Genomic DNA, 22,053 nt, shown 5'->3' with positions numbered 1-22,053 from the left:
CGGGTTCAGCCGATGAGGCGGGACTCCTCGGCGAAGGACTCCAGCCATTCCAGGGTGCCGGTGCCGGGGGTGGGATTGTGCAGGACCATATGGTGTCCCGGATGGTCCGGCACCGGCAGCCTGGTGTACTCGAAGTGCAGCTCACCGCCGTCCGGGTGGGTGATGGCCTTGGTGCCCGTCGCCGACTCGGTGACATCGTGCCGGGCCCACAGCCGGGTGAACTCGTCGCTGATCGCACCGAGTTCGCGGGTGAGCCGGTCAAAAATTTTATCATCGGGATGCCGCGCCGCATCCGCGCGGAAGCGTGCGACGATTTCGGGCGCCGCCTCCGCCCAGTGAGTGAAGGCGGCGCGGTAGCGGTCATTGGTGAAAAACGCCACCAGGCAGTTGTCGTCGTCCTCGGTGAGACCGAAAATTTCCCGCGCGGTGCTGTTCACGGCCGCGAAGCCCCAGTAACGGTCGATGATGTAGGCCGGGCGGGGCAGCCACGCGTCGAGTATGCGATGCCACTCCGGCGTGATCGGGGGCTCCGGCGCGATCGCGGCGGTCGTGGCGATCAGGGACGGCGGGTTGAGGCCTGCCAGCCGATACAGGTAGGCGTGTTCGTGGGCGTTCAGACGTAACGCGCCGGCGAGAGCATCCAGTACGCGTTCCGACACCCGGATATCACGGCCCTGCTCGAGCCAGGTGTACCACGACACCCCGACCCCGGCGAGCACCGCGACCTCTTCCCGGCGCAGCCCCGGAGTGCGGCGCGGGCCGGCCGGCGGGAGACCGACATCGGTGGGGGAGAGCCGGGCCCGCCGGGTGGTGAGGAAATCGCGGAGTTCGTGTCGTCGGTCCACCTACTCAGGGTAGGCGGATTCCCAGGGAGACGGCGGGTGTCGTCTCGGTCTCGGCGGGCACCGGGATGCTGGAGACCGTGAACGGCAGGGACTGTGGCTCCTGCCCTGCCACCAGCCGGTTGTACTGACTGTTCACGACCAGCAGGCGCCCGTTCCCGGTCAGTGCTGCCTGGCTGGGATGCAGCAGCCCGCCCGGCGGGACGAGACTGTCGACTATCCGGGCGCTGGTCAGATCTTCGCTCATCTCCAGCACGGCCACCCGGGGCTCCTGATCGGTATCGGCATAGAGGTTTCCCTGGGTCAGGAAGATTCGCCGGCCGTCATCGGAGACCAGGGCGTCCCCGCTGGGCAGCAGTTCGCCACCGAGGTCGACCTCGGTGACCTCTCCGGTGGCACGATCGATGCGCCAGAGCCGGCCGGTATTGCTCTGCACCGACAGCAGATACGGGCCGACCGCCAGGATTCCGTTGAGGTTGTGCTCCCCGTGCACCCAATCGATGGCTGTCCGATCGATATCGAGCCATGGTTCCATCCGCCAACCACCGGCGCTCTCGGTGATCCGGTAGATCACCGGCAGGTAGGAGTCGGTGACGTAGGCTGTGCCGTCTTCCGCGATGGATACCTCGTTGACGAATCCGCCGGGGAGCCCACGGAGTTCGGCGAGCAGGCCGGCGCTTTCGGGGTCGTAGACACGGGTCACGTTGCTGCCGGCGCCGTTGACGAACAGCCGGCCCGCGGCGTCCATGGTCATCCCCGAGGTCACTGTCCGCCCGTCGGCGCCGTCCGGCGACCACAGTTCCGCTTCGGGCCGGTCCACATGCCCGCGATAGAGCGCGCCGTCCGCGGCGCTGCCGACGAAATAGTGCCCGGTATCCGGGTCGTAGGCCAGACCGGTGGGGAACGCTCTATCACCGGGTATCACATAGTGGTCGAGCGGCTCGGTGGGGGCGGCAGTGGTGCAGGCGAGAGTCACCGCCGCCGTCAGGCCGAGGAGGAGATGGCGCATACGAACGCGCATGGCGGTCTTCCTTTCCTAGATGCGATCTTCCGCATCATCGGACATGCGCGGCATTTCTCCCGATACCTGTCGATGCAGGTACTCGCGATCCTGGGTGTGCGAAACCCAGGACCTTGGCACAACGGTGCGGTCGCGGCAAGTGCCGCAGCCGAACCCGGATATTCGACGGTGAACCGGCCACGGCGGTTACGGCGTGAACGAGCCAGCCGGGCCGGCTCCCACCCGGTCGGCCGCGGCCAGCGGGACCGGCTCGAACATCGCGGGTTCGTCCTCGGGGAAGAGCGCGGTCGGGCCGTAGACCCAGTCGGTGAACGAGTAGTCGTCCACCGCCCGCGCCCGCAGCAGCACATTGCGCTGCTCGCGCGGCACACCGTCGAGATGCCACAGCTCGCCCCATGTCCGGGCCGTCAGGATCACCCGCCGGCAGTGTTCCGGCCGGACCGCCTCGTAGGCCGCGAGCGCACCCGCCCAATCGACGATGCCGTCATCGCCGCGTAGACGCTTCGCGTGCTCGGCGAGTACCCAGCCGTCCTCGATCGCCATGATCGCTCCTTGGGCCATGTACTGCAGCGGCGGATGGGCGGCGTCGCCGAGCAGAGCGATCCGGCCGTCGACCCAGGTGCCGATCGGATCGCGGTCGTACATCCGCCACCATTTGTCGCGCCACATATGCGGCAGTCGCTCCTGCACGAAATCACAGGTCGTGGTGAACGCGGCGTCGAGTTCATCGGGAGTGCCCCAGTCATCCAGTCCGGCACGAGCTTTGGGGGATTCGAAGACCGCGACCTGGTTGAGCAGATCACCACCGCGGAGTCCGTAGTGGACGAAATGGCAGCGCGGCCCGACATACACGACCACCTCGGAGAGATCGACCGGACCGTCCACCTCCGCCATCGGCACCGTGCCGCGATAGGCGACGTAGGCGGACGAGACCGGTTCGTCGTCGACGAAGAGTTTCCGGGCGACAGAGTGCAATCCGTCCGCCGCGATCACCACCCTCGCCTCGTGGACCGCCCCGGTGACCGTTGTCGCGGTGGCCTTCTCGCCGTCCTGGGCATACGACGTGACCCGCTGTTCGGTCAGCAGTTCGACACCGGCGTCCCGGCACGCGTCCAGGAACAGGGCGTGCAGGTCGCTGCGGTGGATGACCATGTACGGGAAGCCGTACTTCCGTTCGAGGTCGCGCAGGTCGAGGGCGGTGAGATCACTGCCGTCGACCGCATCGCGCATCACCATCCGATCGGGGACGACCCCTCGCGTCTTCGCCGCCGCCAGCAGACCGTAGTCGTCCAGGATCCGGGTACAGTTCGGCGCGAGCTGGATCCCCGCCCCCACCTCACCGAACTCCTTGGACCGCTCCAGAACCCGGACCCGCAGACCGATCCGGGACAGTGCGTAGGCGGTACTCAGTCCGCCGATTCCGCCGCCGACGACAACCACGTCAGGGGTGCTCACGGTGCAGCTCCTCTACAGCCAGGGGCCGAGGCCGGGGACCTCGGCGAGAGAATGGGGACGGCCGGCGAGGTAGGCGGCTACCTCGGGTAGCGGCCCGCCGGGGACAGTGCCGAGACCGCGCTTGCCCCGGATATCGGTGATCAGCGCGGCGAGGAAATCACCGGGGAGATCCGCGAAGGTGGTGCCCGTGCCGAGGTCGACGGCATGGACACACACCTCGCGCGCCCGCAGCCACGGGATCTCCGTGGCCGGGACGGTCCGGCCCTGGGCGGTGACGACGTCGGTGCGCCACTGCTCGCCGGTCAGGGCGTCCATCGCGACGCCCAGCTTCTGGATCGACGTGTTCAGCCACTCCGTGAGTTCGGTGGCGGAACGGTGCGCGCCGGATTCGATATCGGCGTTGCGTTGCTCCGCCGAGGTGTACATCGGGGTGCACTCACCGGTCCGGGCCCAGTGGACGAGGTTGCCGAGCGCGTCGGCGTTGGCGGCGACGTGCGCGACCAGGTGTTTGCGGGTCCAGCCGGGCAGGGCGCACGGTTGCGACATCGTCTGCTCGTCGAGCCGCGCCACCTGTGTCGTGAACAGGGCCGTTCCGTGCTCGGCCCATGTCAGCGAGTCGGCGTGTGCCCGTGCGCTCACGAGGCTTTCACGACCTGGTTGGTGCAGGCCCCGATGCCGGCGACCCGGGTCACGACGGTCTCGCCACCGACGAGGTAGACCTTGGGGTCCCGGGCGTGGCCGACCCCGGCGGGGGTCCCGGTGGCGATCAGGTCGCCGGGGTTGAGACGGATTACCGTCGAGACATACTGCACGAGGCGCACGGGATCGAACAGCAGCGTGCCGGAGTCGTCGTGCTGCATCACGGCACCGTCGACGACCGTCTCGACCTCGAGCGCCGGACGGACCCCGCCGACCTCGTCGGGTGTCACGACATACGGGCCGACCGGGGTGGAGGAATCCCAGATCTTGCCCTGGGTCCACTCGATCGTCCGGAACTGCCAGTCCCGCACCGACACATCGTTCATAACGGTGAAGCCCGCGATGGCGTCGGCGGCCTCGTCCTCGGTCGCCCGGCGGACCGGCTTGCCGATGACGACCACCAGTTCGACCTCCCAGTCGAGCGCCTCGGTTTCACCGGGCTTCACGATCGGATCGTTCGCTCCGATGAGGCTGTCGGCGAACTTCGGGAAAAGAGTTGGGTAGCTGGGGAGCTCGCGGCCCATCTCCTTGATGTGGTTCGTGTAGTTGTGCCCGACGCAGATCACCTTGGACGGGTTCGGCACGACCGGGGCGAAGTTCGCGCCCGCTGCGGACCAGGTCGCACCGGAGGCGTTCGCGGCGATCGTGGCCCAATCGTCCTGGGCGAACAGTGCGCCGAGGTCGGGGCAGCCGAGATCGACGAGCGTGTCACCGTCGAGGCGGACCGCGCGGGTGCCGCCGTCGACGCGGAGGGTGGCGAGTTTCATCGGAGGGTCTCCTGACGGTTGAGCTGCAAGGCCTCGAACACGGGAGCGTCCGAGAAACGGAAGAGGTCGAGCGCGCCGGAATCGGAATCGGTCGACCCGGCTTCGGATCCGGCGGAGAAGGGTTCCCACGACGGGACGACGAACAGATCGCCGCGAGTGACCGACCAGGACTTGTCGCCCACGGTCACCGTGCCGGAACCGTCGAACACCTGGTAGACCGACGACCCCGTCTCGCGGACCGGCGCGGTCTCCGCGCCGCGGGTGATCCGGTGGAATTCCGCGCGGATCGTGGGCAGAACGTCGGTGCCGTTGTGCGGGTTCGAGAACCGCACCGCCGCATGTCCGGGTTCGACGGTGCCGCCGTACCCTTCCTTCTCCAGCAGCAGTTGATCGTTCAGCGCGGCATCGGTGTGCTCCCATGTGTAGGCCAGCAGCGGCGACCCCGGCGCGATCTCCCCCACCGAGAGCGGCCGCAGACCAGGGTGCCCCCACAGCCTTTCGGACCTCGACCGTTCCGGCGTGATCCGCTCGGCCGCGCTGAGTTCCTCCCGGCCGAACTGGAAGAACTGCGATTCCACGACGTACTGGAAGGGGATGTCCAACCCGTCGATCCAGGCCATCGGCTCCGCGGTCGCATTGTGGTGCGCGTGCCAGTTCCAGCCGGCCTGCGGCAGGAAATCGCCGCGTCGCATCGGCACAGCGTCGCCGTTCGCGATATCGCCGGTGCCACCGACCACGGTCCACACCCCCGATCCCTCGACCACGAAACGGAAGGCGTTCTGGGTGTGGCGGTGCTCGGGAGCGTCCTCACCGGGCATCAGGTACTGGATCGCCGCCCACAGGGTGGGAGTAGCGAAGGGCCGCCCGCCGAGTGCGGGATTCGCCAGCGCGATCGCCCGGCGTTCCCCGCCGCGGCCGACCGGCACGATATCGCCGGCCTGCGCGGCCAGCCGGAGCAGGTTCTCCCACCGCCACACGTGCGGTACCGCGCGAGAGCGGGGATTCGCCGGCATGAGGTCGCCGATCTCGGTCCACAGCGGGACGAGCAGTTCCTGCTCGAAACCTCGGTACAGCTCCTCGAGGGCAGGCGTCACATCCGGCTGGTTCGGCGCGGTGACCGCCTGCAACCGGACGGGAGTGTCAGTGGTGCTCATATCGCCTACAGTGGCCCTTGCCGCACCTGCGGAATACAGAATTCTGCACAGCAGAACGGACGGGTAATGGGTACGGAACCGAAGACGCCGCCGGCGTATGTGGTGACCAGCGCCGACCACGCACTGCGAGCTGCGGTGATGCTGCAGCTCGAGGGTGGGCTTTCGGTCAGCCGAGTCGCCGAGCGGCTCGGGGTGGCGCGGTCGACCGCGCACCGATTGCTGCAAACGCTCGTCTACCGCGATTTCGCGATCCAAGACGACCAGCGCCTCTATCACCCCGGTCCGGTACTGGAGCTCGCCACACACTCCCAGTCGAGGACTTCGCGACTCCGGGCCGCGGCTCTGCCCCATCTGCAGCGTGTAGTCGACCTCGTGGGGGAGTCGGCGAACCTGACGATTCGGACGGGGGATACAACACGATTCATTGCCAGCGTGGAATGCCGGCAGGCCCTGCGGGTGGGTTCGCGGGAGGGAATGGTGTTCCCGGCACACCGCACGACCGCGGGTCTGGTCCTGCTCGCGGATCTCGACTCGGCCGAGGTGGCGGAACTCTACGATGAACGGCGGTTCGCGGAGCGTCCCGACGAACGGCCGGATCTACCGAGCCTGCGCGCTCAGCTCGGCCGTGTTCGCCGTGCGGGGTTCGCCCTCAACAACGGGCTTTCCGAGCGCGGGGTGGTCGCGATCGGGGTTCCGGTGCGTGACGCACACGGTGCGGCAGTGGCCGGACTGTCGGTCTCGATGCCCTCGGTCCGCTACGACCGGCACCGGTTACCGACCCTCGTCGCCACGCTCCACCGTGCCGCCGGTGCGATCGAAGCGGAGCGTGGCGGCGACTGAGACCCACCTGCGCGGCGAACATGTCCGCGGCTGCTACGCCGGCGTATCCGGGGGCCGGGCATCGTTCGGTGGAGACGTCCGCCGGATCGTCGACAGGATCCGGGTGACGAGTTCGTCGAGTCGGTCCTGGTGCGTGCCCGCCCAATAGATCCGGCCGCAGCCGGTGCATCGGCGGAAGGTGTGGTGATGGCGCCGGGTGAGGGGCGGAAGCCGGTCGATCACCTCGGTCTTGGCCGCATCCGCCAGCGGCGCGCCGCAGCGGAGGCAACGGGTGAGCGGGGACAGACAGTTGGACAGGTCGAGCCGGTCGATCACCTCCACGACCTGATCGAACGGGAGGTCGGCGCGCACGAAGAGGCCGTGCGTGACGATTCGGCGCGCGAGCAGCCCGCGGTCTCTGGTGAGCAGGATGCGATGGTCATCCACGGCGATTTCGGCGAGTTGTGTGTCCTCGGCATCGAATTCGCAGCGGACGTCGAGGCCCATCAGCCGCAGCAGCCGAGCAGCACCGCCGAGATTCACGTCGACGAGGAGGCGCGGTTCACGCAGGGGGTGCGGTCGCACCCGGGTCAGCGCGGCGATATCGAGGCTTTCGAACACGGGGTAGACGGCCAGCCGATCGCCCGGCCGGGGCCGGTGCCCGAAGTCGACGGATTCCCCGTTCACCAGCAGGAGATCGATCTCGGTATGCGGGATACCGGCCGCTTCGACGATATCCTTCACGGTCTGATGGGACCGCACCGGACGCCGCAGTTCCGCGAACCGGGACCGCGGGGGAAGGAAGTCGTTGAGTTCGGCGTACACGCGTAGTTGCAGGCTGTCCTGTCCGTCCGCGATCTCGTCGGTGTGCGTGCTCATGATCGGACTCCGTGCCGGTACAGACTCCACTCGAACCCTGCGCAACCTCGAAGTTTACCCGGAGGGGGTGAACGATGATCAGCGCAGTTCGTCCTCCGCGGCAGCCAGTGCGGCGAACTCCTCGTCGGGAGAGCCGGCGACCAGCCGCGTCCGGCTGTACAGGGCGAAATAGAGCATGAACAGCACGAACACGATCAGGCAGCCGAAGGCCGCGGTGGAGTCCACCAGGAAAGTCGCGATCACCGACAGCACGGCGATCACCAGCGCGAAGCCGGCGGTGACGAGGCCGCCGGGTGTCCGGTACGGCCGTTCCATACCCGGTTCCCGGATCCGAAGCACGATATGACTGATCATCATGAGCACGTAACTCAGTGCCGCGCCGAACACGGCCATGTTGAGCAGTGTCGCGCCGTTGCCGAGGATCGACAGCACGAAGCCGATGACCCCGGGCACGATCAACGCCGCCGCGGGAGCCTTGCGGCCGTTGGTGATCGAGAGTCCGCGCGGCAGATAGCCTGCCCGCGACAGCGCGAAGAGCTGCCGTGAATAGGCGAAGATGATGGAGAAGAAGCTGGCGACCAGACCGGCCAGGCCGATGTAGTTCACGACGGTCGCCGCGGTGCCCGACCCCAGCGCTTCGACGAGTGGATTACCGGATGCCTGCATCGCCGCCGCACCGCCCGCGCCCGGGACGAGGACAAGCACCACCGCCCCTGTCACCAGGAGGACCGTCATGGCCGCGATGATGCCGCGCGGCACATTGCGCGCGGGATCTCGTGCTTCCTCGGCGGCCAGCGGGACTCCCTCGACCGCGAGGAAGAACCAGATGGCGAAGGGCAGCGCCGACCAGATCCCGAGGTAGCCGAACGGCAGGAACTCACTCGCGCCCGCGGCATCCGGGTCGGGGACGATATCGGTGAGGTTCGACCAGGAGAAGCTTCCGATGCTCGCGATCGCGAAGATCACGAGACCGACGAGGGCGATCGCGGTGATGACGAACATCGCCTTCAGCGCCTCACCGACACCGGCCAGATGGATGCCGACGAACAGTGCGTAGACGGCGAGATACACCCACCACCCGTCGACGATGCCGAACAATCCGAGGGATTCGACGTAGGCGCCGATGAACGTGGCGATCGCCGCGGGCGCGATCGAGTATTCGATCAGCACGGCTGTTCCGGTCGCGAACCCGCCCCACGGGCCCAGGGCCCGGCGCGCGAAGGTATAGCCGCCACCTGCTGTCGGCAGGGCGGCGGACATCTCGGCCATACTCAGCACCATCGCGCCGTACATGGCCGCGATCACGACCGTGGCAACGGCCAAGCCGCCGAACCCGCCCTCGGCCAGGCCGAAGTTCCAGCCGGAGTAGTCACCGCTGATGACGTAGCTGATGCCGAGGCCGGCCAACAGCACCCAGCCCGCTGTTCCGGCACGCAGGGTCCGCTTACCGAGGTATTCGTCGTCGATCCCTGGTCCGGGCTCGCCGGGCTTGGTGACACTCATTCCACTACTCCCCGCAACGATGCTGCCCGTACGGATTTCGTCTCCGTCGGGTGAACACACGACACCTGGACAGCGTGAGAGTAATGATCCGACATTTCACCACGCTTGCGGGCGTGTTTCGGTGTCGAGTATTCACAGCCCGGCTGCGCTGGTCTCCGGAGGCCTTGCCGGCGGCGGGTGCCGAGTACGCAGCTCTACGGGATCTTGGCCAGGACGTTTTCGGCGAACCGCTCGATCGGTTCCCGGTAGCGTTCAGCGGGCAGTTCAAGGCCGTGGTGGGCACCGGAGGCGATTCCGTCGGTTGTCGCCCACGGCCTGCACATCACCGCGGTCACCCCGAGATCCTCGGCGCGGGTGAAGGTCTCGACCGTCGGCGGGTCTCGCAGGGCGAGCATGATCTCGAACGGCTCATGTTCGCGGCCGTACTCGCGACGCATGGTGTTGAGCTGGGTGACTTTCTGCGCTGCGTCTTCCCAGGTGTAGGCATTACCCACCCACCCGTCGCACAGCCGTGCTGCCCGGCGCAGCGCCGCGTCGGACTCTCCGCCACACATGATCGGCACGGGATTGCTCGGATGTGGCTCCAGCATCAATTCCGGCACCTGGTAGTGCTTTCCACGCCACGACACCCAACCGCCCTGCCATAGCGCAGGCAGCGCCTGAATCATCTCGTCGAGTCGTTTGCCTCGATTGGTGAAGTCTTGGCCCATCACGTCGAACTCTTCGCGCATCCATCCCGCACCGACGGTCAGCGCTACCCGATCCGCCGAGAGGACCGCCGCAGTGGCGACCTGTTTGGCGACCTCGAGCAATGGGCGAGCCGGAGCGATGTACACGGCATTGGTGAACCGGATTCGCTGGGTCACCGCGGCCATCGCGCCGATGAGTACCCACGAGTCGGGCCAGGCGGTCTCCGGTGTCCACATCGGCTTACCGGTGGGCGAGGGATACGGAGACGTCAGGTGCCGGGGGTAGATCATGTGGTCGGAGACCACGATTCCGTCGAAGCCCGCCTCATCGAGCATGCGCGCGACGGGAACGGCTTCGGTGGTGTGCATGAACGCTGTACCGGTCCAGATCTGCATACGCGTCCTCAGCCGGGAGAATCGGTGGGGCGGCCGGTGAACCAGACGTTCTCCTCGCGCAGTGCCCGGCTGCGCCAACCGTCGCCGGTGAGCACCAGGTCGTGATGGTAGTAACCGCCACACGCACTGACTTCGGTCGAACCCGGGAGTTGCATGGGGTTGTAGAACATGGCGCGCACGGTCGCGGTCTCGGGACCGCGCGCCAGCACTTCGATGTTGGTGATGTAGTGCATACTCCACGGCAGCGCACCGAAATTCGCGGCGAACCAGTCGATGACCTCGTCGCGACTGCCGACAGTGGCGCCGGCCGACGAGTAGTCGATGTAGGCGTCGGCGGTGAACACCGAGCGGTACAGCTCCCAGTCCTTGGTGTCGACGGCGCGAGCGTACCGATACAGCAGCGCGGCGATCTGGGCATCACCGGCGAGCGCACCGGCGTCCTGCACGTTCGTCACTTCGGTTCTCTCCTGTTCGTCCTGCGAATAGTGCGCCGCCACGAACACACTGCGTCCGATGATCCGACGCATGTCGCGGCACCGCGCCGGGACCGGTTCCTGACGGCCATGGACGGTTCACTCCTTCCGACCTGCGCAGTAAACGTCCCTCTACTCATGAGAGAATTATCTTCTCCAACCTATGTGATCACACAGGACGGCTGGGGGGTTTCGCGAAATCGCGTAATCGACGAGAGGGAGGGGAAGTGTCGGCGGCCGGGTCGGCATGGTCCACCACTGGAACACGCGTAGGCACGAAGGCTTGGAAGGCGCTGCGGGCCGAGTACGCTGGCCAACGCCCGGAATCAACCCTCGACGCTCATCTCGGGGGAGGGCTGCCGGACCGCTGCGGCGGTCGACGATCGATATTCCACGCTGTGCAGGTCGCGACAACCGAGGGATGCCGATATGCCTGATGGAAAGCCGAATATTCTCGTCATCTGGGGGGATGACATCGGAATAACCAACCTGAGTTGCTACAGCGACGGTCTGATGGGCTATCGCACCCCGAATATCGATCGGATCGCCGACGAAGGGATGCGGTTCACCGATTCCTACGGCGAGCAGAGCTGCACCGCGGGCCGGGCCGCATTCATCAGCGGACAGAGCGTGTACCGCACCGGAATGAGCAAGGTCGGTATGCCGGGAGCCGATATCGGCTGGGCCGCCGAAGACCCGACCATCGCCGAATTGCTGAAACCCCTCGGCTACGCGACGGGCCAATTCGGCAAGAATCACTTCGGGGATCTGAACAAGTACCTGCCGACCGCGCACGGCTTCGACGAGTTCTTCGGCAACCTCTATCACCTCAACGCCGAAGAGGAACCCGAAAGCTACGACTACCCGCACGCCGACCGATTCCCCCGGCTGCACGAATTCGCACTGCCCCGCGGCGTACTCCGGTGCAAGGCGACCCGCGAGGTCTCCACCGAGCCCGACGATCCGAGGTTCGGGCCGGTCGGCAAGCAGAGCATTGTGGACACCGGTCCGTTGAACGCGGAACGTATGGAGACCATCGACGACGATATCGCCGACGCCACCGTCGATTACATCAAGCGCCAGCATGCGGAAGGAAATCCGTTCTTCGTCTGGTGCAATTTCACTCATATGCACCTCTACACCCATGTGAAGCCCGAGAGCCGCGGCCAGGCCGGGCTGTGGCAGTCGTCCTACCACGACGCCATGATCGACCATGACGAGAATGTCGGAACCGTGCTCGATGTGCTCGACGAACTCGGTATCGCCGAGGACACCATCGTCATCTACTCCACCGATAACGGCCCGCACCGCAATACCTGGCCGGATGCGGGTATGACTCCGTTCCGGAGTGAGAAGGACACCAACTGGGAGGGTGCGTTCCGGGTCCCGGAATTGATCCGCTGGCCGGGAAAGATCGCGGCCGGCTCGGTGTCCAACGACATCATCCAGCACCACGATTGGCTCCCGACGCTGCTGGCCGCGGCCGGTGAACCGGATATCGCCGGCAAACTGAAGAAGGGGCACGTCGCCGGTGCCGACGGCAAGACCGAGTACAAGGTCCATATCGACGGTTTCAATCTGCTGCCGTACCTCACCGGCGAGGAAGAGACGAGCCCGCGGCGCGGTTTCTTCTATTTTTCCGACGACGGCGATCTGGTCGCCATGCGGTTCGAGAACTGGAAAGCGGTCTTCCTGGAGCAGCGGTGCCCGGGGACCCTGCAGGTGTGGGCCGAACCGTTCGTCCATCTACGTGTGCCCAAGCTCTTCAATCTGCGCACCGATCCGTTCGAATTCGCCGATGTCACCTCGAATACGTACTACGAGTGGCTGTTACGCCACGACTACTTCATCCTCTATATGACCGCGATGGCGTCGCAGTTCCTGGAGACGTTCCGGGAATTCCCGCCGCGGCACGAACCCGCCAGCTTCAATGTCGACCACGCGGTCGAGAAGCTTCAGAAGTTCCTGGCCAAGGACTGAGCCGTGCTCGATACCTGGACCGACGGCCGGACGAAGTCGGCGATCGTAGATTTCGTCGGCCGGGTCACCACCGAGGGGCCGGATTATGTCGAGCCGGACGCGCGCGTGGCCGTTTTCGACAACGACGGCACGCTGTGGTGTGAGAAACCGATGTACATCCAGCTCGATTTCCTGCTGCGACGCTTCAGAGAACAGGCCGAGGCCGACCCGTCGTTACGCGACAAACAGCCCTACCGGGCCGCCTACACCGGAGACCTGACCTGGCTGGGCGACGCGGTGACCAAGCACTATCAGGGTGACGACAGTGATCTCCCACCGCTGATGGCCGCGATCCTGGCAGCGCACCCGGCGATCACGGTCGAGCAGCACGCTGCCAGGGTCGCGGCGTTCTTCGACGAGGCGCGGCATCCGACACTCGGGCGGCCGTACACGGCATGCGGGTATGTGCCGATGATCGACTTGCTGCGGTATCTGGAAGCCAACGGATTCACCTGCTACATCGTCTCCGGCGGTGGTCGAGATTTCATGCGACCCGTCTCCGGGCCGATGTACGGAATTCCCCCGGAGCGGGTGGTCGGCAGCACCGTGGGCCTCGTCTACAAGAACACCGACGTGTACACGACCGCCGAAATGGAGTTCGTCGACGACGGGCCCGGCAAACCCGTCCGGCTGTGGAGCCGGATCGGGCGCCGGCCGATCTTCGCGGCCGGTAATTCGAACGGCGATATCGAGATGCTGGAGTTCACCGCCGCGTCCGAACACCCCTCGATGCAACTGCTGGTACTGCACGACGACGCCGAACGCGAATTCGACTATACCGGGGGCGCGGAGAAGGCACTGGACCTGGCGACCGCCGCGGGCTGGACCGTGGCCGGTATAAAAAACGATTGGACCACGGTTTTCGGTGACTGACACTCGCTTATCCGAGCTCGGAGTGGACGCGGATTCGGTCTGGATCCCGGCCCGGACGACGACGGTCGGGGCCGATAACGAATACCCGGAGGAAGGGCCGGCCGAGGAAGTCACCACCGACGGTTTCTGGATACAGAAGTATCAGGTGACCAACGGCCGGTTCGCCGAATTCGTCGCTGCCACCGGCTACGTCACGGTCGCCGAGCGGCCGCTGAATCCCGCCGACTACCCGGACGCACCGCCGGTGAATCTGCACCCGGGTTCGATGGTGTTCCGTCGTACCGCGGGACCGGTCGACCTGAAGCACCTGAGTCAGTGGTGGGTCTGGACGCCCGGCGCGTGCTGGAACCATCCCCGCGGACCACGCTCGTCACTCCGCGACCGCGAGAACCATCCGGTGGTGCATATCGCGTTCGAAGACGCCGAGGCCTACGCGGACTGGGCGGGACTTGCCTTGCCGACCGAGACCGAATGGGAGGTGGCGGCCCGCGGCGGGCTCGACCACGCGACCTACACCTGGGGCGACGAACCCGAACCGGCAGGCCGGAAACTGGCCAACTACTGGCACGGCGAGTTTCCGTACCTCCCGGACACCGGATACGGGCAGACCACCCCGGTAGGCAGTTTCCCGGCCAACGGCTACGGACTGTTCGATATGGCGGGCAACGTCTGGGAGTGGACCACCGACTACTACGGCGAGGACCGCGCCACCACACCGTGCTGCGCCGAGGGGTCCTACGACCGCTCCCAGCCGCAGTTCCCCATCCCGCGACGAGTCGTCAAGGGCGGATCGTTCCTGTGTGCGGACAGCTACTGCATGCGATACCGGCCCGCGGCCCGCCGGCCCCAGATGGTCGATACGGGTATGAGCCACCTCGGGTTCCGCTGCGTGCTGCGCTGACCACAAACCCGCCGCCCACCGATTCCGGTGCGTGATCGGAACCGGTGGGCAGCCCGGTTCACCCGGCGTTCAGCGCGGGTGCAAGTGCGCGTCTGGGAACTCGGGGTTGACCGATTCGTAGGGCTCGTGAGTTGAGTGAACTCCTGGTACTGAAGTGAGTGCTGAAGTCACCAAGTACCAGGAGCTCGTGCGTCATGATCGCTCATCGCCGTGTGTTCGTCGTGCCCGGCCGCCGATCACCGGTGCCGGGTGTATCCGTCCTCGTCGATGACCGACGCCCAATGGGCATTACTGCAACCATTGACCTGCCCCGGGTAACACGGGCGGCCGTGGCGGCAGGAGTGAAAGTATTGCCGCCGCCAGGTGTTGGACGCCGTTTTCTGCCTGTGTCCCGGCGGTATCGCCTGGGCGCAGCTACCGGCGGATTTCCCGCCGTACAAACCGTCTACGACATGTACCGCCGCTGGACCCGGGTCGGGACCTGACAGCGCGTCCACGACGCGCTCCGCGACCGTGCCTGTGTGGGCCGCGCACCGCAGCCCATGGCAGCGATCATCGACTCCCAGAGCGTGCGCGGCGCCGACACCGTGCCCGGTCCGAGCCGAGCCGCGGCTACGACGCCGGCAGGAAAACCAACGGCCGTAAACGCCACATCGCAGTGGACCTGTGGTCTGGCTGCTGGCCGTCGTGGTGACTGCCGCGAGTATCCAGGATCGTGACGGCGCGCACCGGTTGCTGACCGCGCTGCAGTCGGCGTGCTCGACAGTCACCCTAGTCTTCGCCGACGGCGGCTACACCGGACGGCTCGTCGTATGGGCGAAAGATATTCTCGCACTGACCTTTCAGATCATCAGACGCAGCGACACCAGCAAGGTATTCCAGGTGAGATACCCCACCGCTGGGTCGTCGAACGCACCTACGGATGGATCGTCAAACACTGCCGCTGCGTCCGTGACTACGAACCCGGCCGACCATCACGAGGCCATGGTCTACATCGCGATGATCGCCACACTGTCGCGGCGCCTCACCCGACAGTGAACCAGAGTTCCCAGACGCGCACTGATTGTGTCGGTGGCGTGTGCCACACTCGCCGATGATGAGCCGCCACACCACGTTCCGGTACTGCCTCGACCCCACAGTCGAGCAGAAAGTGCTGCTCGCCCGCCACACCGGCGCGGCGCGGTTCGCGTTCAATCAATGCCTGCACATGGTCAAAACCGCCCTCACCCGCCGCCGAACCAACCCCGAGTATCCAGTGCCGTGGACAGGGTTCAGTCTGATCAACGCATTCAACGCCTGGAAGAAAACCGAAGCTGCAGGCCGCGTCTTCGCCGTCGACACCGACGGTGTCACCGAGATCAAGGGGACGGGGCTGGCCTGGCGCAACCAGATATGCCAGCAGGTATTCGAGGAAGCCGCGGTGGACTGCGGCCGCGCCCTGGCCGCGTGGTCGGACTCCCGCACCGGCAATCGACAAGGCCCACGGGTCGGGTTTCCGAAATTCAAGAAGAAACACGCCGGTATCCCGTCGTTCCGGCTGCGGAACAAGCACGCCAAGACCGGACGCCCAGCGATCCGGGTCGGTGAACACGGGATACCGCGGTCGGTGACCCTGCCGGGGCTCGGGACACTGCGGGTGCGTGACGATACTCGCCGGCTGCGGCGCATGCTCGCCGGTGGGCGGGCGAAGATCCTGTACGCCACGATCTCGACCCGGGCCGGGCGCTGGTGGATCAGCCTGGCCACCCAAGCCGCCGATCTACACCCCGCCCACCACCATCGGCCCCGCGACACCGGCGACCACAGTGGCTGGGTCGGGATCGACCGGGGATTGTCGGCGTTCCTGGTCGCCGCCGACACCGGCGGCGGCGAACTCGCCCGGGTCGACACCCCGCCCAAACCATTGGCCGCCGGGCTGAAACAGCAGCGGCGGCTGGCCACAACGCTGTCCCGGAAGACGAAAGGGTCACGCAACCGAAAGGATGCCGCCGCGCGCCTGGCGCGCCACCACCACCGAGTCGCCGCTGTGCGCCGTCGTTTCCTGCATCAGGTCACCAACGAGCTGGTCAAAACCCACGACCGGCTCGTCATCGAAGACCTGCAGGTGGCCGGAATGCTACGCAACCCTCGCCTGGCCCGGGCGATCGGTGACGCCGGGTGGGCCGATTTCGCGCGGCTACTGCGCTACAAACAACAGTGGCGCAACGGTACCGTCGCCACCGCCGACCGCTGGTACCCCTCGAGCAAACGCTGTTCTGGCTGCGGTGCCGTCAACACCCAGCTCACCCTCGCTGACCGGGTCTTCACCTGCGGATGCGGATACCACGCCGATCGGGATCTGAATGCCGCGGTGAACCTCGCCGCCTGGGCGGTGACCCATCATGAGACCGTTTCACGATCCCCGGACCTCCGAGCAGGGGGCCGGGTCACCAATGCCCGCCGACGGGAAGGCACTGACCGGCACCCTACGGGTGCCGGTGAAACCGGCCCGGACGACGCGGGAACCGAGGCTCGCACCCCGGTCGGGGTGTGAACCGAGGACGCCCGAGAAGGGCGGTGTCCGATAACCCGTTACGAGTTATCAGACACGCTGTCAAAGGAGACCTCAACTACCAACAACTCATCGGCGACTGCAATCGGCCCGCCACCACATCGTTCGCCGCACTCACCGAATACTTTCCCACCCGGGTGATCGCACTGCGGACCCTCAAATGCGATGTCGCCGTCGGTCTCGCCCCGGTATGGTCGCCGGACTCGAGGAATCGGAACCGGATTGGCGGACCAGCGGATCCCACGGCGTGGTGCAGATGCACGACACGGTCCTCGCGCTAGTTGCGCCGGAACTGAACGGCGTCACCAGGATTCGCTGTACCGCCTCGGCGAATGCGCCCCGGGCCGGACGTCGGGCACCAGGACGGTGGTGTGCCACCGGTTCTCCTCCCACAACTGCTCGGGAAGGGCTTCGTGCGGCCGGGGCGCGACGGGTGCGGACAGTGCGATCACCACCGTGGTGCGTTCGATCAGCCGGCGGCGCTCCCAGGTCATCGGGCCGGAGACCTCCAGGACTCCCGGGCCCGGACCCAGGGATACGGGGAGGTGAACGGTCAGGGGTTCGGCGGTCCAGGTGGTCGGGGAATCGTAGTAGCGGGCGAGGTAGGTGCGCGGGGAATCCGGGGTGCCGAACGCGAGCGCGGCCAGAGCCCAGTCGACGCGGGGCAGGCCGAAGAGATCCCAGAATCCGGCGGAGAGCCACGAATGGATCGGCAGCGCGATCGTCCGGTCGTCCCGCATGATCGCCGGGGAGTCGACGTGGATCAGGGTGATATCGCTCGCCGGCATGCGTGTCCTCGCGGTCGATCGTTCGCCTGTGGTCATCAGGCGCTGCGGGCTGCGTCCGTGACCATGCGGCCGTAGGGGACGGCCTCGAGGAGGGTGACCCGGATTTCGGTGCCGTTGGGCACTCGGTAACTGCGTTGTTCGCCGCGGCGAGCCCCGGTGAGGGCGGCGCCGAGGGGAGAGTCCGGTGAGTAGACCTCGAGATAGCCGTGCTCGGCGTCCCGGCTGCCGAGAAGGAACGTTTCGGTGTCGTCGGTGCCGGTGTAGTGGACCGTGAGCACCATGCCGGGTTCGGCGATTCCGTCGTCCGGCGGGTCTTCGCCGAACACGGCGTTGCTGAGCAGGTCCCGGATATGCGCGATCCGGGCCAGGCGGTGGTGGCGTGCGGCGAGCCGGTCTTCCGGAGCGGTGGACTCGGCGTCGCCGGTGGTATCGACGGCGAGCAGTTCGGTCAGCTCGGCCTCGAGTTGTTCACGGGCGTGGGGTGTCAGCCAGATGTGCGAGCTGCTGGTCATATCCGTCCTAGAAGGTTCGATCGGAATAGCGGTGCCGGCCGTCGGGGCGGCGGAGAGAGGGAGGACCGCCCCGACGGCAGAACTCCGTGGAGCCGGGTTCTGACGACACCGGCTCCACGGATGGGGGAATAGCCGAGGATTCAGCCGGGGGTCGGGTTCTCCACCCGGTGCTGTGCTGCTCGTTCGCGGTCGAGCCGGCTCGTTGTGGGCGCCATGCTCACCTCCACGTCGAACGATGCGCTGTTAAAGCCATCATGACCGGTGGAGCCGCGGTGCGCATGTCCGTCCGGCACAGTTTCGACCCTGTGCATTGTTCTATCTGCACAACGCGGTCACTCGTCGCCGAAGGCCGCCAGATCGATCGTCATCGCCAGCCGGGTGCGGGCATCGTCCAGCCGGAGCACGGCGATCTCGCGCATCTTGCGCACCCGGTTGCGGACGGTGTTCGGGTGGACACCGAGCCGGACGGCAGCCTCCGCCGGATCGCCCTGTGCGTCGAGCCATGCGCGGAGTGTCGCGACGTAGTCCGTGGCATGCACGCGGTCGTATCGCCGCAACTCCGCGATCGGGCCGCGTGCCGGGATACGGCCGGTCCGCGCCGCGGTCCGCAACCGCTGCAGCAGAATTTCCCCCCAGGACTCGTCGTAGGCGGGAGCCGTGGCCGTCGACCCTTGTTCGTGCAGGGCCAGGCACTCGTCCGCCTCCTGCCGGGAAGCGGGCAGGTCGGTGGCCGTGGCCGGTCCGCCGATCCCGGCCGACATCGTCACGCGGGCGGGTAGTGCGGCCCGTAGCGCCGCCACCCAGTCCCGAGCGGTGCGGACCTGTTCCCCGGGCAGAATCGTGTAGACGGTGTTGTCCGACAGCGTGCTGCGGCCCGGCCGCGACCAGCCGAAACCGAACGTGGCCTGCTCGAAGGCGAGCAGCAGCCCGGCATGCCGTTCCGCGGCGATCTGGGCGCGCACCGCCACCACCCGCAACGGTTCCGGCGCCAGCCCGAGCCGGCCGGCCACCGTCGCGGCGTCCGGGCTGCCCTCCAGTAGCCGGATCACCGAGTCGGACTCCACCTGACGCTCCAGATCCGCGCTGGCCCGCGACCGCAGCAGATGCAGGGCCACCGTCCGGGCGCCGTCGGCCAGCGCGGTCCGCCGAGCAGGTGGCAACGGCGCGACGCAGGCCACCCACACGGAGCCGAGCAGTTCCCGGCCCACCCGCACCGCGATCACCGTCCGCCCGTCCAGCCCGTGTCCGGAATCCGGTTCGACGAACAACGGTTCCTCGGACCTCAGCAGATGCGCGTGGACTCCCCGCGATTCGAAGAATTCCCGCAGCGCGGCGGGTTGCCGCCGGTACAGCACCGTCTCCGCCAAGGCGTCGTCGGCACCGCCTTGCAGGGTGGAGTGCGCCATCACACGCGACAGCGGATCCTCGATGGTCACCGCCCCGTCGACCGCGTCCGCCAGGCTGTCCGCCAGTGCGAAAAGGTCCGTCGGGCCACGCCCGGACGCGGTTTCCCGCCCCTCCAGCACCAGCCCGTACACCACGCCCGCGAGCTGGCTCCACGACACCGCGGGATCGACCATCAGCACCGCGACTCCACCGCCGGGCCCGATTGCGGCTGCCTCCCGTTCGGCGTCGGCGCCCCCGCGGATCAGTACGGCCACCGCTTTCGCTGCCCGTGCCCCGGTGACGGCCTCGCTCGCGGAGCCCGCGCCCACCGCGAGGAAGATATCGCCGGTCGCCTCCTCAGCACCGGTCACGTCGTGCATGGCGACACTGCGGATCATGGTCGCCCGCGACACCGGGCAGCAGCGCAACCGCACCCCGTACCCGCCGAGCACGTTGACCAGATGATCCAACCGCACCATGAACGACTCCTGTCCACACTGTTCCGCCACCGTAGCCGCCATAGCGGTGAGTGCAGTCCGGCGCCGGTGGCGATCGGCCCGGCTCACGCGACCGTGCGCCGGGCAGGGTTGTCAGCCGGTCATCACGGCACGGTGGACGGTTTCCCGGAGCAGGGCACGGCGCCGGGCATGTTCTTCCGGCGGTTCTCCCGCGGTCGCGGCATACACATTGCTGACCGGCGACCATGCCATCGACATCGAGATGACCAGGGCCATCACATCGAACGGGTCGCCCGGGCACACGATGCCCTCGGCCTGTGCCCCGGCGATGGCGCGGAGTTTGTGGTCGTCGAGCCGGTCGGGATCGTCGACCAGGTGGCCCGCGGGCCGGCGCTCCAGGCGGGCCCAGGTGGCGAGGCGGATGAGATCGGGGCGGCGGAGGTATTCGTCGTACAGCCGCACGGCCCAGCCGGGGAGATCGGCCGCGTCGATGGGAACGACGTTCACGATCCGTTCGAGGGAACCGGCGAAGATGGCGTCGAACAAGCCTTCCTTGTTGCCGAAGTAGCCGTACAGCTGCGCCTTGTTCGTGCGCGCTTCCGCCACGATCCGTTCGATACGCGCACCGGCGATCCCGTGCTCGGCGAATTCGCGGGTTGCCGCGTCGAGAATGCGCTCGCGGGTGGCGGCGCCGCGGGCGGTCAGCGGCCGATCGGTCATACCCCCAACTTACAACAGAACAGTCTGTTTACGGTTGGCGGATTCAGGTCTACGCTGGATAGACAGAACAGTCTGTTTAGGGAGCTGATGTGAGAACTACGGTCGGATGGCAAGCAGAAGGCGTCACGACGCTACGGCGGGCAACCATCCCGCGGCGCGGTCTGCGCCCCGACGATCTCGCGGTGCGGGTGGACTACTGCGGCGTCTGCCACAGCGACCTCCATGCGGTCCGCAGTCATCGCGATGCGACAGCGCCGATGCTCGTGCCGGGACACGAATTCTCCGGTGTGGTCACCGAAGTCGGAAGCGAGGTGGACGGATTCGCCGTCGGCGATCCGGTGGCGGTCGGCAATATCGTCGACTCCTGCGGTGTCTGCGCCATGTGCCTCGCAGGCCAGGAGAACTTCTGCCGCGAGTTTCCCACGCTGACCTATGGCGGCACCGATCGGCGGGACGGGTCGACCACATTGGGGGCCTACGCCCGCGAATACCTCGTCCGCGACCGATTCGCCTTCCACCTGCCCGGCGGTCTCGACCCGGCCGGCGGGGCTCCTTTGCTGTGCGCCGGGATCACCGTCTGGGAGCCGTTGCGCGCTCTCGGTGTCGGGCCGGGCACCCGCGTCGCGGTGGTCGGGCTGGGTGGCCTGGGGCATCTGGCGGTCAAACTGTCCGTCGCGCTGGGTGCCGAGACCGCGGTGGTCAGCAGATCCCGGGACAAAGCCGCCGACGCCCACCGGCTCGGCGCGCACGAATTCCTCGTTTCCGCCGATGAGGCCGAAATGGATGCTGCCCGAGACCGATTCGATGTCGTCATCGACACGATTTCCGCCCCACACGATCTCGAGCCCTACCTACGGCTCGTCGCGCTGGACGGAACACTCAGCCAGGTCGGATACCTGGGACCGGTGACCGTGCAGACCACCGATCTGCTGATCGGACGCAAGAAACTCGGCTCGGCCGGCAGCGGTGGTCGCGCCGGAACCGCCACACTGCTGGATTTCTGCGCACGCCACCACATCACCGCCGATATCGAAATCCTGCCCTCGGCGCGCGTGAACGAGGCCCTCGATCGGCTCGAACGTAACGACGTCCGCTACCGATTCGTGCTCGACCTGTCCGACCTGGACTGAGCGAGTAGCGAACCGGTG

General features: G+C 67.0%; 22 protein-coding genes. 8 read left to right on the top strand and 14 right to left on the bottom strand.

Features of this window, described 5'->3' with window-relative positions; genetic code table 11:
* Nucleotides 1-5: 5 nt before the first annotated feature.
* The 6 genes from ACIA75_RS22900 to ACIA75_RS22875 all read right to left on the bottom strand — a co-directional run bounded on the left by ACIA75_RS22900 (nt 6) and on the right by ACIA75_RS22875 (nt 5,938).
* Nucleotides 6-845 (bottom strand): helix-turn-helix transcriptional regulator, encoded by an 840-nt coding sequence (locus ACIA75_RS22900; protein WP_397107180.1) that lies wholly within the window; start codon nt 843-845, stop codon nt 6-8.
* Between the two features lie 4 nt (nt 846-849).
* The gene (locus tag ACIA75_RS22895; RefSeq protein ID WP_397107178.1) at nt 850-1,863 is read right to left on the bottom strand and encodes a hypothetical protein; all 1,014 of its coding nucleotides are present in this window, start codon (nt 1,861-1,863) and stop codon (nt 850-852) included.
* A 186-nt stretch (nt 1,864-2,049) separates the two neighbouring features.
* Nucleotides 2,050-3,318: an FAD-dependent oxidoreductase gene (locus tag ACIA75_RS22890; protein WP_397107176.1), complete on the bottom strand. Its 1,269-nt coding sequence runs from the start codon at nt 3,316-3,318 to the stop codon at nt 2,050-2,052.
* Between the two features lie 12 nt (nt 3,319-3,330).
* A complete protein-coding gene (locus ACIA75_RS22885) occupies nt 3,331-3,957 on the bottom strand; it encodes a maleylpyruvate isomerase family mycothiol-dependent enzyme (protein WP_397107174.1) in 627 nt (208 codons plus the stop codon).
* Nucleotides 3,954-4,784, bottom strand: a complete 831-nt coding sequence (locus tag ACIA75_RS22880; RefSeq protein WP_397107172.1) for a fumarylacetoacetate hydrolase family protein — start codon at nt 4,782-4,784, stop codon at nt 3,954-3,956. Before ACIA75_RS22880 ends, ACIA75_RS22885 begins: the two co-directional genes overlap by 4 nt.
* Complete coding sequence (locus ACIA75_RS22875; RefSeq protein ID WP_397107170.1) at nt 4,781-5,938, bottom strand: cupin domain-containing protein; 1,158 nt, start codon at nt 5,936-5,938, stop codon at nt 4,781-4,783. Before ACIA75_RS22875 ends, ACIA75_RS22880 begins: the two co-directional genes overlap by 4 nt.
* A 66-nt stretch (nt 5,939-6,004) precedes the next feature.
* Here ACIA75_RS22875 and ACIA75_RS22870 point away from each other — a divergent pair, with 66 nt between their 5' ends.
* Nucleotides 6,005-6,778, top strand: coding sequence for an IclR family transcriptional regulator (locus tag ACIA75_RS22870; protein WP_397107168.1), 774 nt, complete (start codon nt 6,005-6,007; stop codon nt 6,776-6,778).
* A gap of 33 nt (nt 6,779-6,811) precedes the next feature.
* Here ACIA75_RS22870 and ACIA75_RS22865 read toward each other — a convergent pair whose 3' ends face one another.
* The 4 genes from ACIA75_RS22865 to ACIA75_RS22850 all read right to left on the bottom strand — a co-directional run bounded on the left by ACIA75_RS22865 (nt 6,812) and on the right by ACIA75_RS22850 (nt 10,751).
* Nucleotides 6,812-7,636 (bottom strand): Mut7-C RNAse domain-containing protein, encoded by an 825-nt coding sequence (locus ACIA75_RS22865; RefSeq protein WP_397107166.1) that lies wholly within the window; start codon nt 7,634-7,636, stop codon nt 6,812-6,814.
* Between the two features lie 78 nt (nt 7,637-7,714).
* On the bottom strand, nt 7,715-9,139 hold the full coding sequence (gene eat, locus ACIA75_RS22860) for an ethanolamine permease (protein ID WP_397107164.1): 1,425 nt from the start codon (nt 9,137-9,139) through the stop codon (nt 7,715-7,717).
* Between the two features lie 194 nt (nt 9,140-9,333).
* Complete coding sequence (locus ACIA75_RS22855) at nt 9,334-10,224, bottom strand: TIGR03619 family F420-dependent LLM class oxidoreductase (RefSeq protein ID WP_397107162.1); 891 nt, start codon at nt 10,222-10,224, stop codon at nt 9,334-9,336.
* Nucleotides 10,225-10,232: 8 nt separating this feature from the next.
* Nucleotides 10,233-10,751 (bottom strand): nuclear transport factor 2 family protein, encoded by a 519-nt coding sequence (locus ACIA75_RS22850; RefSeq protein WP_397107160.1) that lies wholly within the window; start codon nt 10,749-10,751, stop codon nt 10,233-10,235.
* Nucleotides 10,752-11,126: 375 nt separating this feature from the next.
* Here ACIA75_RS22850 and ACIA75_RS22845 point away from each other — a divergent pair, with 375 nt between their 5' ends.
* The 6 genes from ACIA75_RS22845 (at nt 11,127) to ACIA75_RS22820 (ending at nt 17,322) form a co-directional block, all read left to right on the top strand.
* Nucleotides 11,127-12,677 carry an arylsulfatase gene (locus ACIA75_RS22845; RefSeq protein ID WP_397107158.1) on the top strand — a complete coding sequence of 517 codons (1,551 nt, stop codon included), beginning with the start codon at nt 11,127-11,129 and terminating at the stop codon, nt 12,675-12,677.
* A gap of 3 nt (nt 12,678-12,680) precedes the next feature.
* Nucleotides 12,681-13,589, top strand: coding sequence for an HAD family hydrolase (locus ACIA75_RS22840; protein WP_397107156.1), 909 nt, complete (start codon nt 12,681-12,683; stop codon nt 13,587-13,589).
* On the top strand, nt 13,582-14,490 hold the full coding sequence (locus tag ACIA75_RS22835; protein ID WP_397107154.1) for a formylglycine-generating enzyme family protein: 909 nt from the start codon (nt 13,582-13,584) through the stop codon (nt 14,488-14,490). Before ACIA75_RS22840 ends, ACIA75_RS22835 begins: the two co-directional genes overlap by 8 nt.
* A gap of 666 nt (nt 14,491-15,156) precedes the next feature.
* Nucleotides 15,157-15,528, top strand: coding sequence for a transposase (locus ACIA75_RS22830; protein ID WP_397107152.1), 372 nt, complete (start codon nt 15,157-15,159; stop codon nt 15,526-15,528).
* A 58-nt stretch (nt 15,529-15,586) separates the two neighbouring features.
* Entirely contained in the window at nt 15,587-17,023 is a 1,437-nt protein-coding gene (locus tag ACIA75_RS22825; protein ID WP_397107149.1) for an RNA-guided endonuclease InsQ/TnpB family protein, read from the top strand.
* Nucleotides 17,020-17,322, top strand: a complete 303-nt coding sequence (locus ACIA75_RS22820; RefSeq protein ID WP_397107147.1) for an ARMT1-like domain-containing protein — start codon at nt 17,020-17,022, stop codon at nt 17,320-17,322. The genes ACIA75_RS22825 and ACIA75_RS22820 overlap by 4 nt, the downstream gene beginning before the upstream one ends.
* 21 nt (nt 17,323-17,343) lie before the next feature.
* On the opposite strand, the gene ACIA75_RS22815 is transcribed toward ACIA75_RS22820, so the two are convergent.
* The 4 genes from ACIA75_RS22815 to ACIA75_RS22800 all read right to left on the bottom strand — a co-directional run bounded on the left by ACIA75_RS22815 (nt 17,344) and on the right by ACIA75_RS22800 (nt 20,905).
* Entirely contained in the window at nt 17,344-17,829 is a 486-nt protein-coding gene (locus ACIA75_RS22815; RefSeq protein WP_397107144.1) for a hypothetical protein, read from the bottom strand.
* 35 nt (nt 17,830-17,864) lie between these two features.
* Complete coding sequence (locus tag ACIA75_RS22810; RefSeq protein ID WP_397107142.1) at nt 17,865-18,341, bottom strand: GreA/GreB family elongation factor; 477 nt, start codon at nt 18,339-18,341, stop codon at nt 17,865-17,867.
* A 332-nt stretch (nt 18,342-18,673) separates the two neighbouring features.
* A complete protein-coding gene (locus ACIA75_RS22805) occupies nt 18,674-20,206 on the bottom strand; it encodes a PucR family transcriptional regulator (protein WP_397107139.1) in 1,533 nt (510 codons plus the stop codon).
* A gap of 111 nt (nt 20,207-20,317) precedes the next feature.
* Complete coding sequence (locus tag ACIA75_RS22800) at nt 20,318-20,905, bottom strand: TetR family transcriptional regulator (RefSeq protein ID WP_397107136.1); 588 nt, start codon at nt 20,903-20,905, stop codon at nt 20,318-20,320.
* An 89-nt stretch (nt 20,906-20,994) separates the two neighbouring features.
* Here ACIA75_RS22800 and ACIA75_RS22795 point away from each other — a divergent pair, with 89 nt between their 5' ends.
* Nucleotides 20,995-22,035 (top strand): NAD(P)-dependent alcohol dehydrogenase, encoded by a 1,041-nt coding sequence (locus tag ACIA75_RS22795; RefSeq protein WP_397107134.1) that lies wholly within the window; start codon nt 20,995-20,997, stop codon nt 22,033-22,035.
* Nucleotides 22,036-22,053 lie beyond the last annotated feature (18 nt).

This window comes from Nocardia sp. NPDC051750 (genome assembly GCF_044453135.1).
Lineage (GTDB): Bacteria > Actinomycetota > Actinomycetes > Mycobacteriales > Mycobacteriaceae > Nocardia.
This window is presented reverse-complemented; position numbering and strand designations above follow the sequence as displayed.

Bases quoted from the DNA above. Each gene is read 5' to 3' on its own strand.
- ACIA75_RS22895 (WP_397107178.1), bottom strand. From the start codon at position 1,863: ATGCGCGTTCGTATGCGCCATCTCCTCCTCGGCCTGACGGCGGCGGTG.
- ACIA75_RS22880 (WP_397107172.1), bottom strand. From the start codon at position 4,784: ATGAAACTCGCCACCCTCCGCGTCGACGGCGGCACCCGCGCGGTCCGC.
- ACIA75_RS22875 (WP_397107170.1), bottom strand. From the start codon at position 5,938: ATGAGCACCACTGACACTCCCGTCCGGTTGCAGGCGGTCACCGCGCCG.
- ACIA75_RS22870 (WP_397107168.1), top strand. From the start codon at position 6,005: ATGGGTACGGAACCGAAGACGCCGCCGGCGTATGTGGTGACCAGCGCC.
- ACIA75_RS22865 (WP_397107166.1), bottom strand. From the start codon at position 7,636: ATGAGCACGCACACCGACGAGATCGCGGACGGACAGGACAGCCTGCAA.
- eat (WP_397107164.1), bottom strand. From the start codon at position 9,139: ATGAGTGTCACCAAGCCCGGCGAGCCCGGACCAGGGATCGACGACGAA.
- ACIA75_RS22855 (WP_397107162.1), bottom strand. From the start codon at position 10,224: ATGCAGATCTGGACCGGTACAGCGTTCATGCACACCACCGAAGCCGTT.
- ACIA75_RS22850 (WP_397107160.1), bottom strand. From the start codon at position 10,751: ATGCGTCGGATCATCGGACGCAGTGTGTTCGTGGCGGCGCACTATTCG.
- ACIA75_RS22845 (WP_397107158.1), top strand. From the start codon at position 11,127: ATGCCTGATGGAAAGCCGAATATTCTCGTCATCTGGGGGGATGACATC.
- ACIA75_RS22825 (WP_397107149.1), top strand. From the start codon at position 15,587: ATGAGCCGCCACACCACGTTCCGGTACTGCCTCGACCCCACAGTCGAG.
- ACIA75_RS22815 (WP_397107144.1), bottom strand. From the start codon at position 17,829: ATGCCGGCGAGCGATATCACCCTGATCCACGTCGACTCCCCGGCGATC.
- ACIA75_RS22810 (WP_397107142.1), bottom strand. From the start codon at position 18,341: ATGACCAGCAGCTCGCACATCTGGCTGACACCCCACGCCCGTGAACAA.
- ACIA75_RS22805 (WP_397107139.1), bottom strand. From the start codon at position 20,206: ATGGTGCGGTTGGATCATCTGGTCAACGTGCTCGGCGGGTACGGGGTG.
- ACIA75_RS22800 (WP_397107136.1), bottom strand. From the start codon at position 20,905: ATGACCGATCGGCCGCTGACCGCCCGCGGCGCCGCCACCCGCGAGCGC.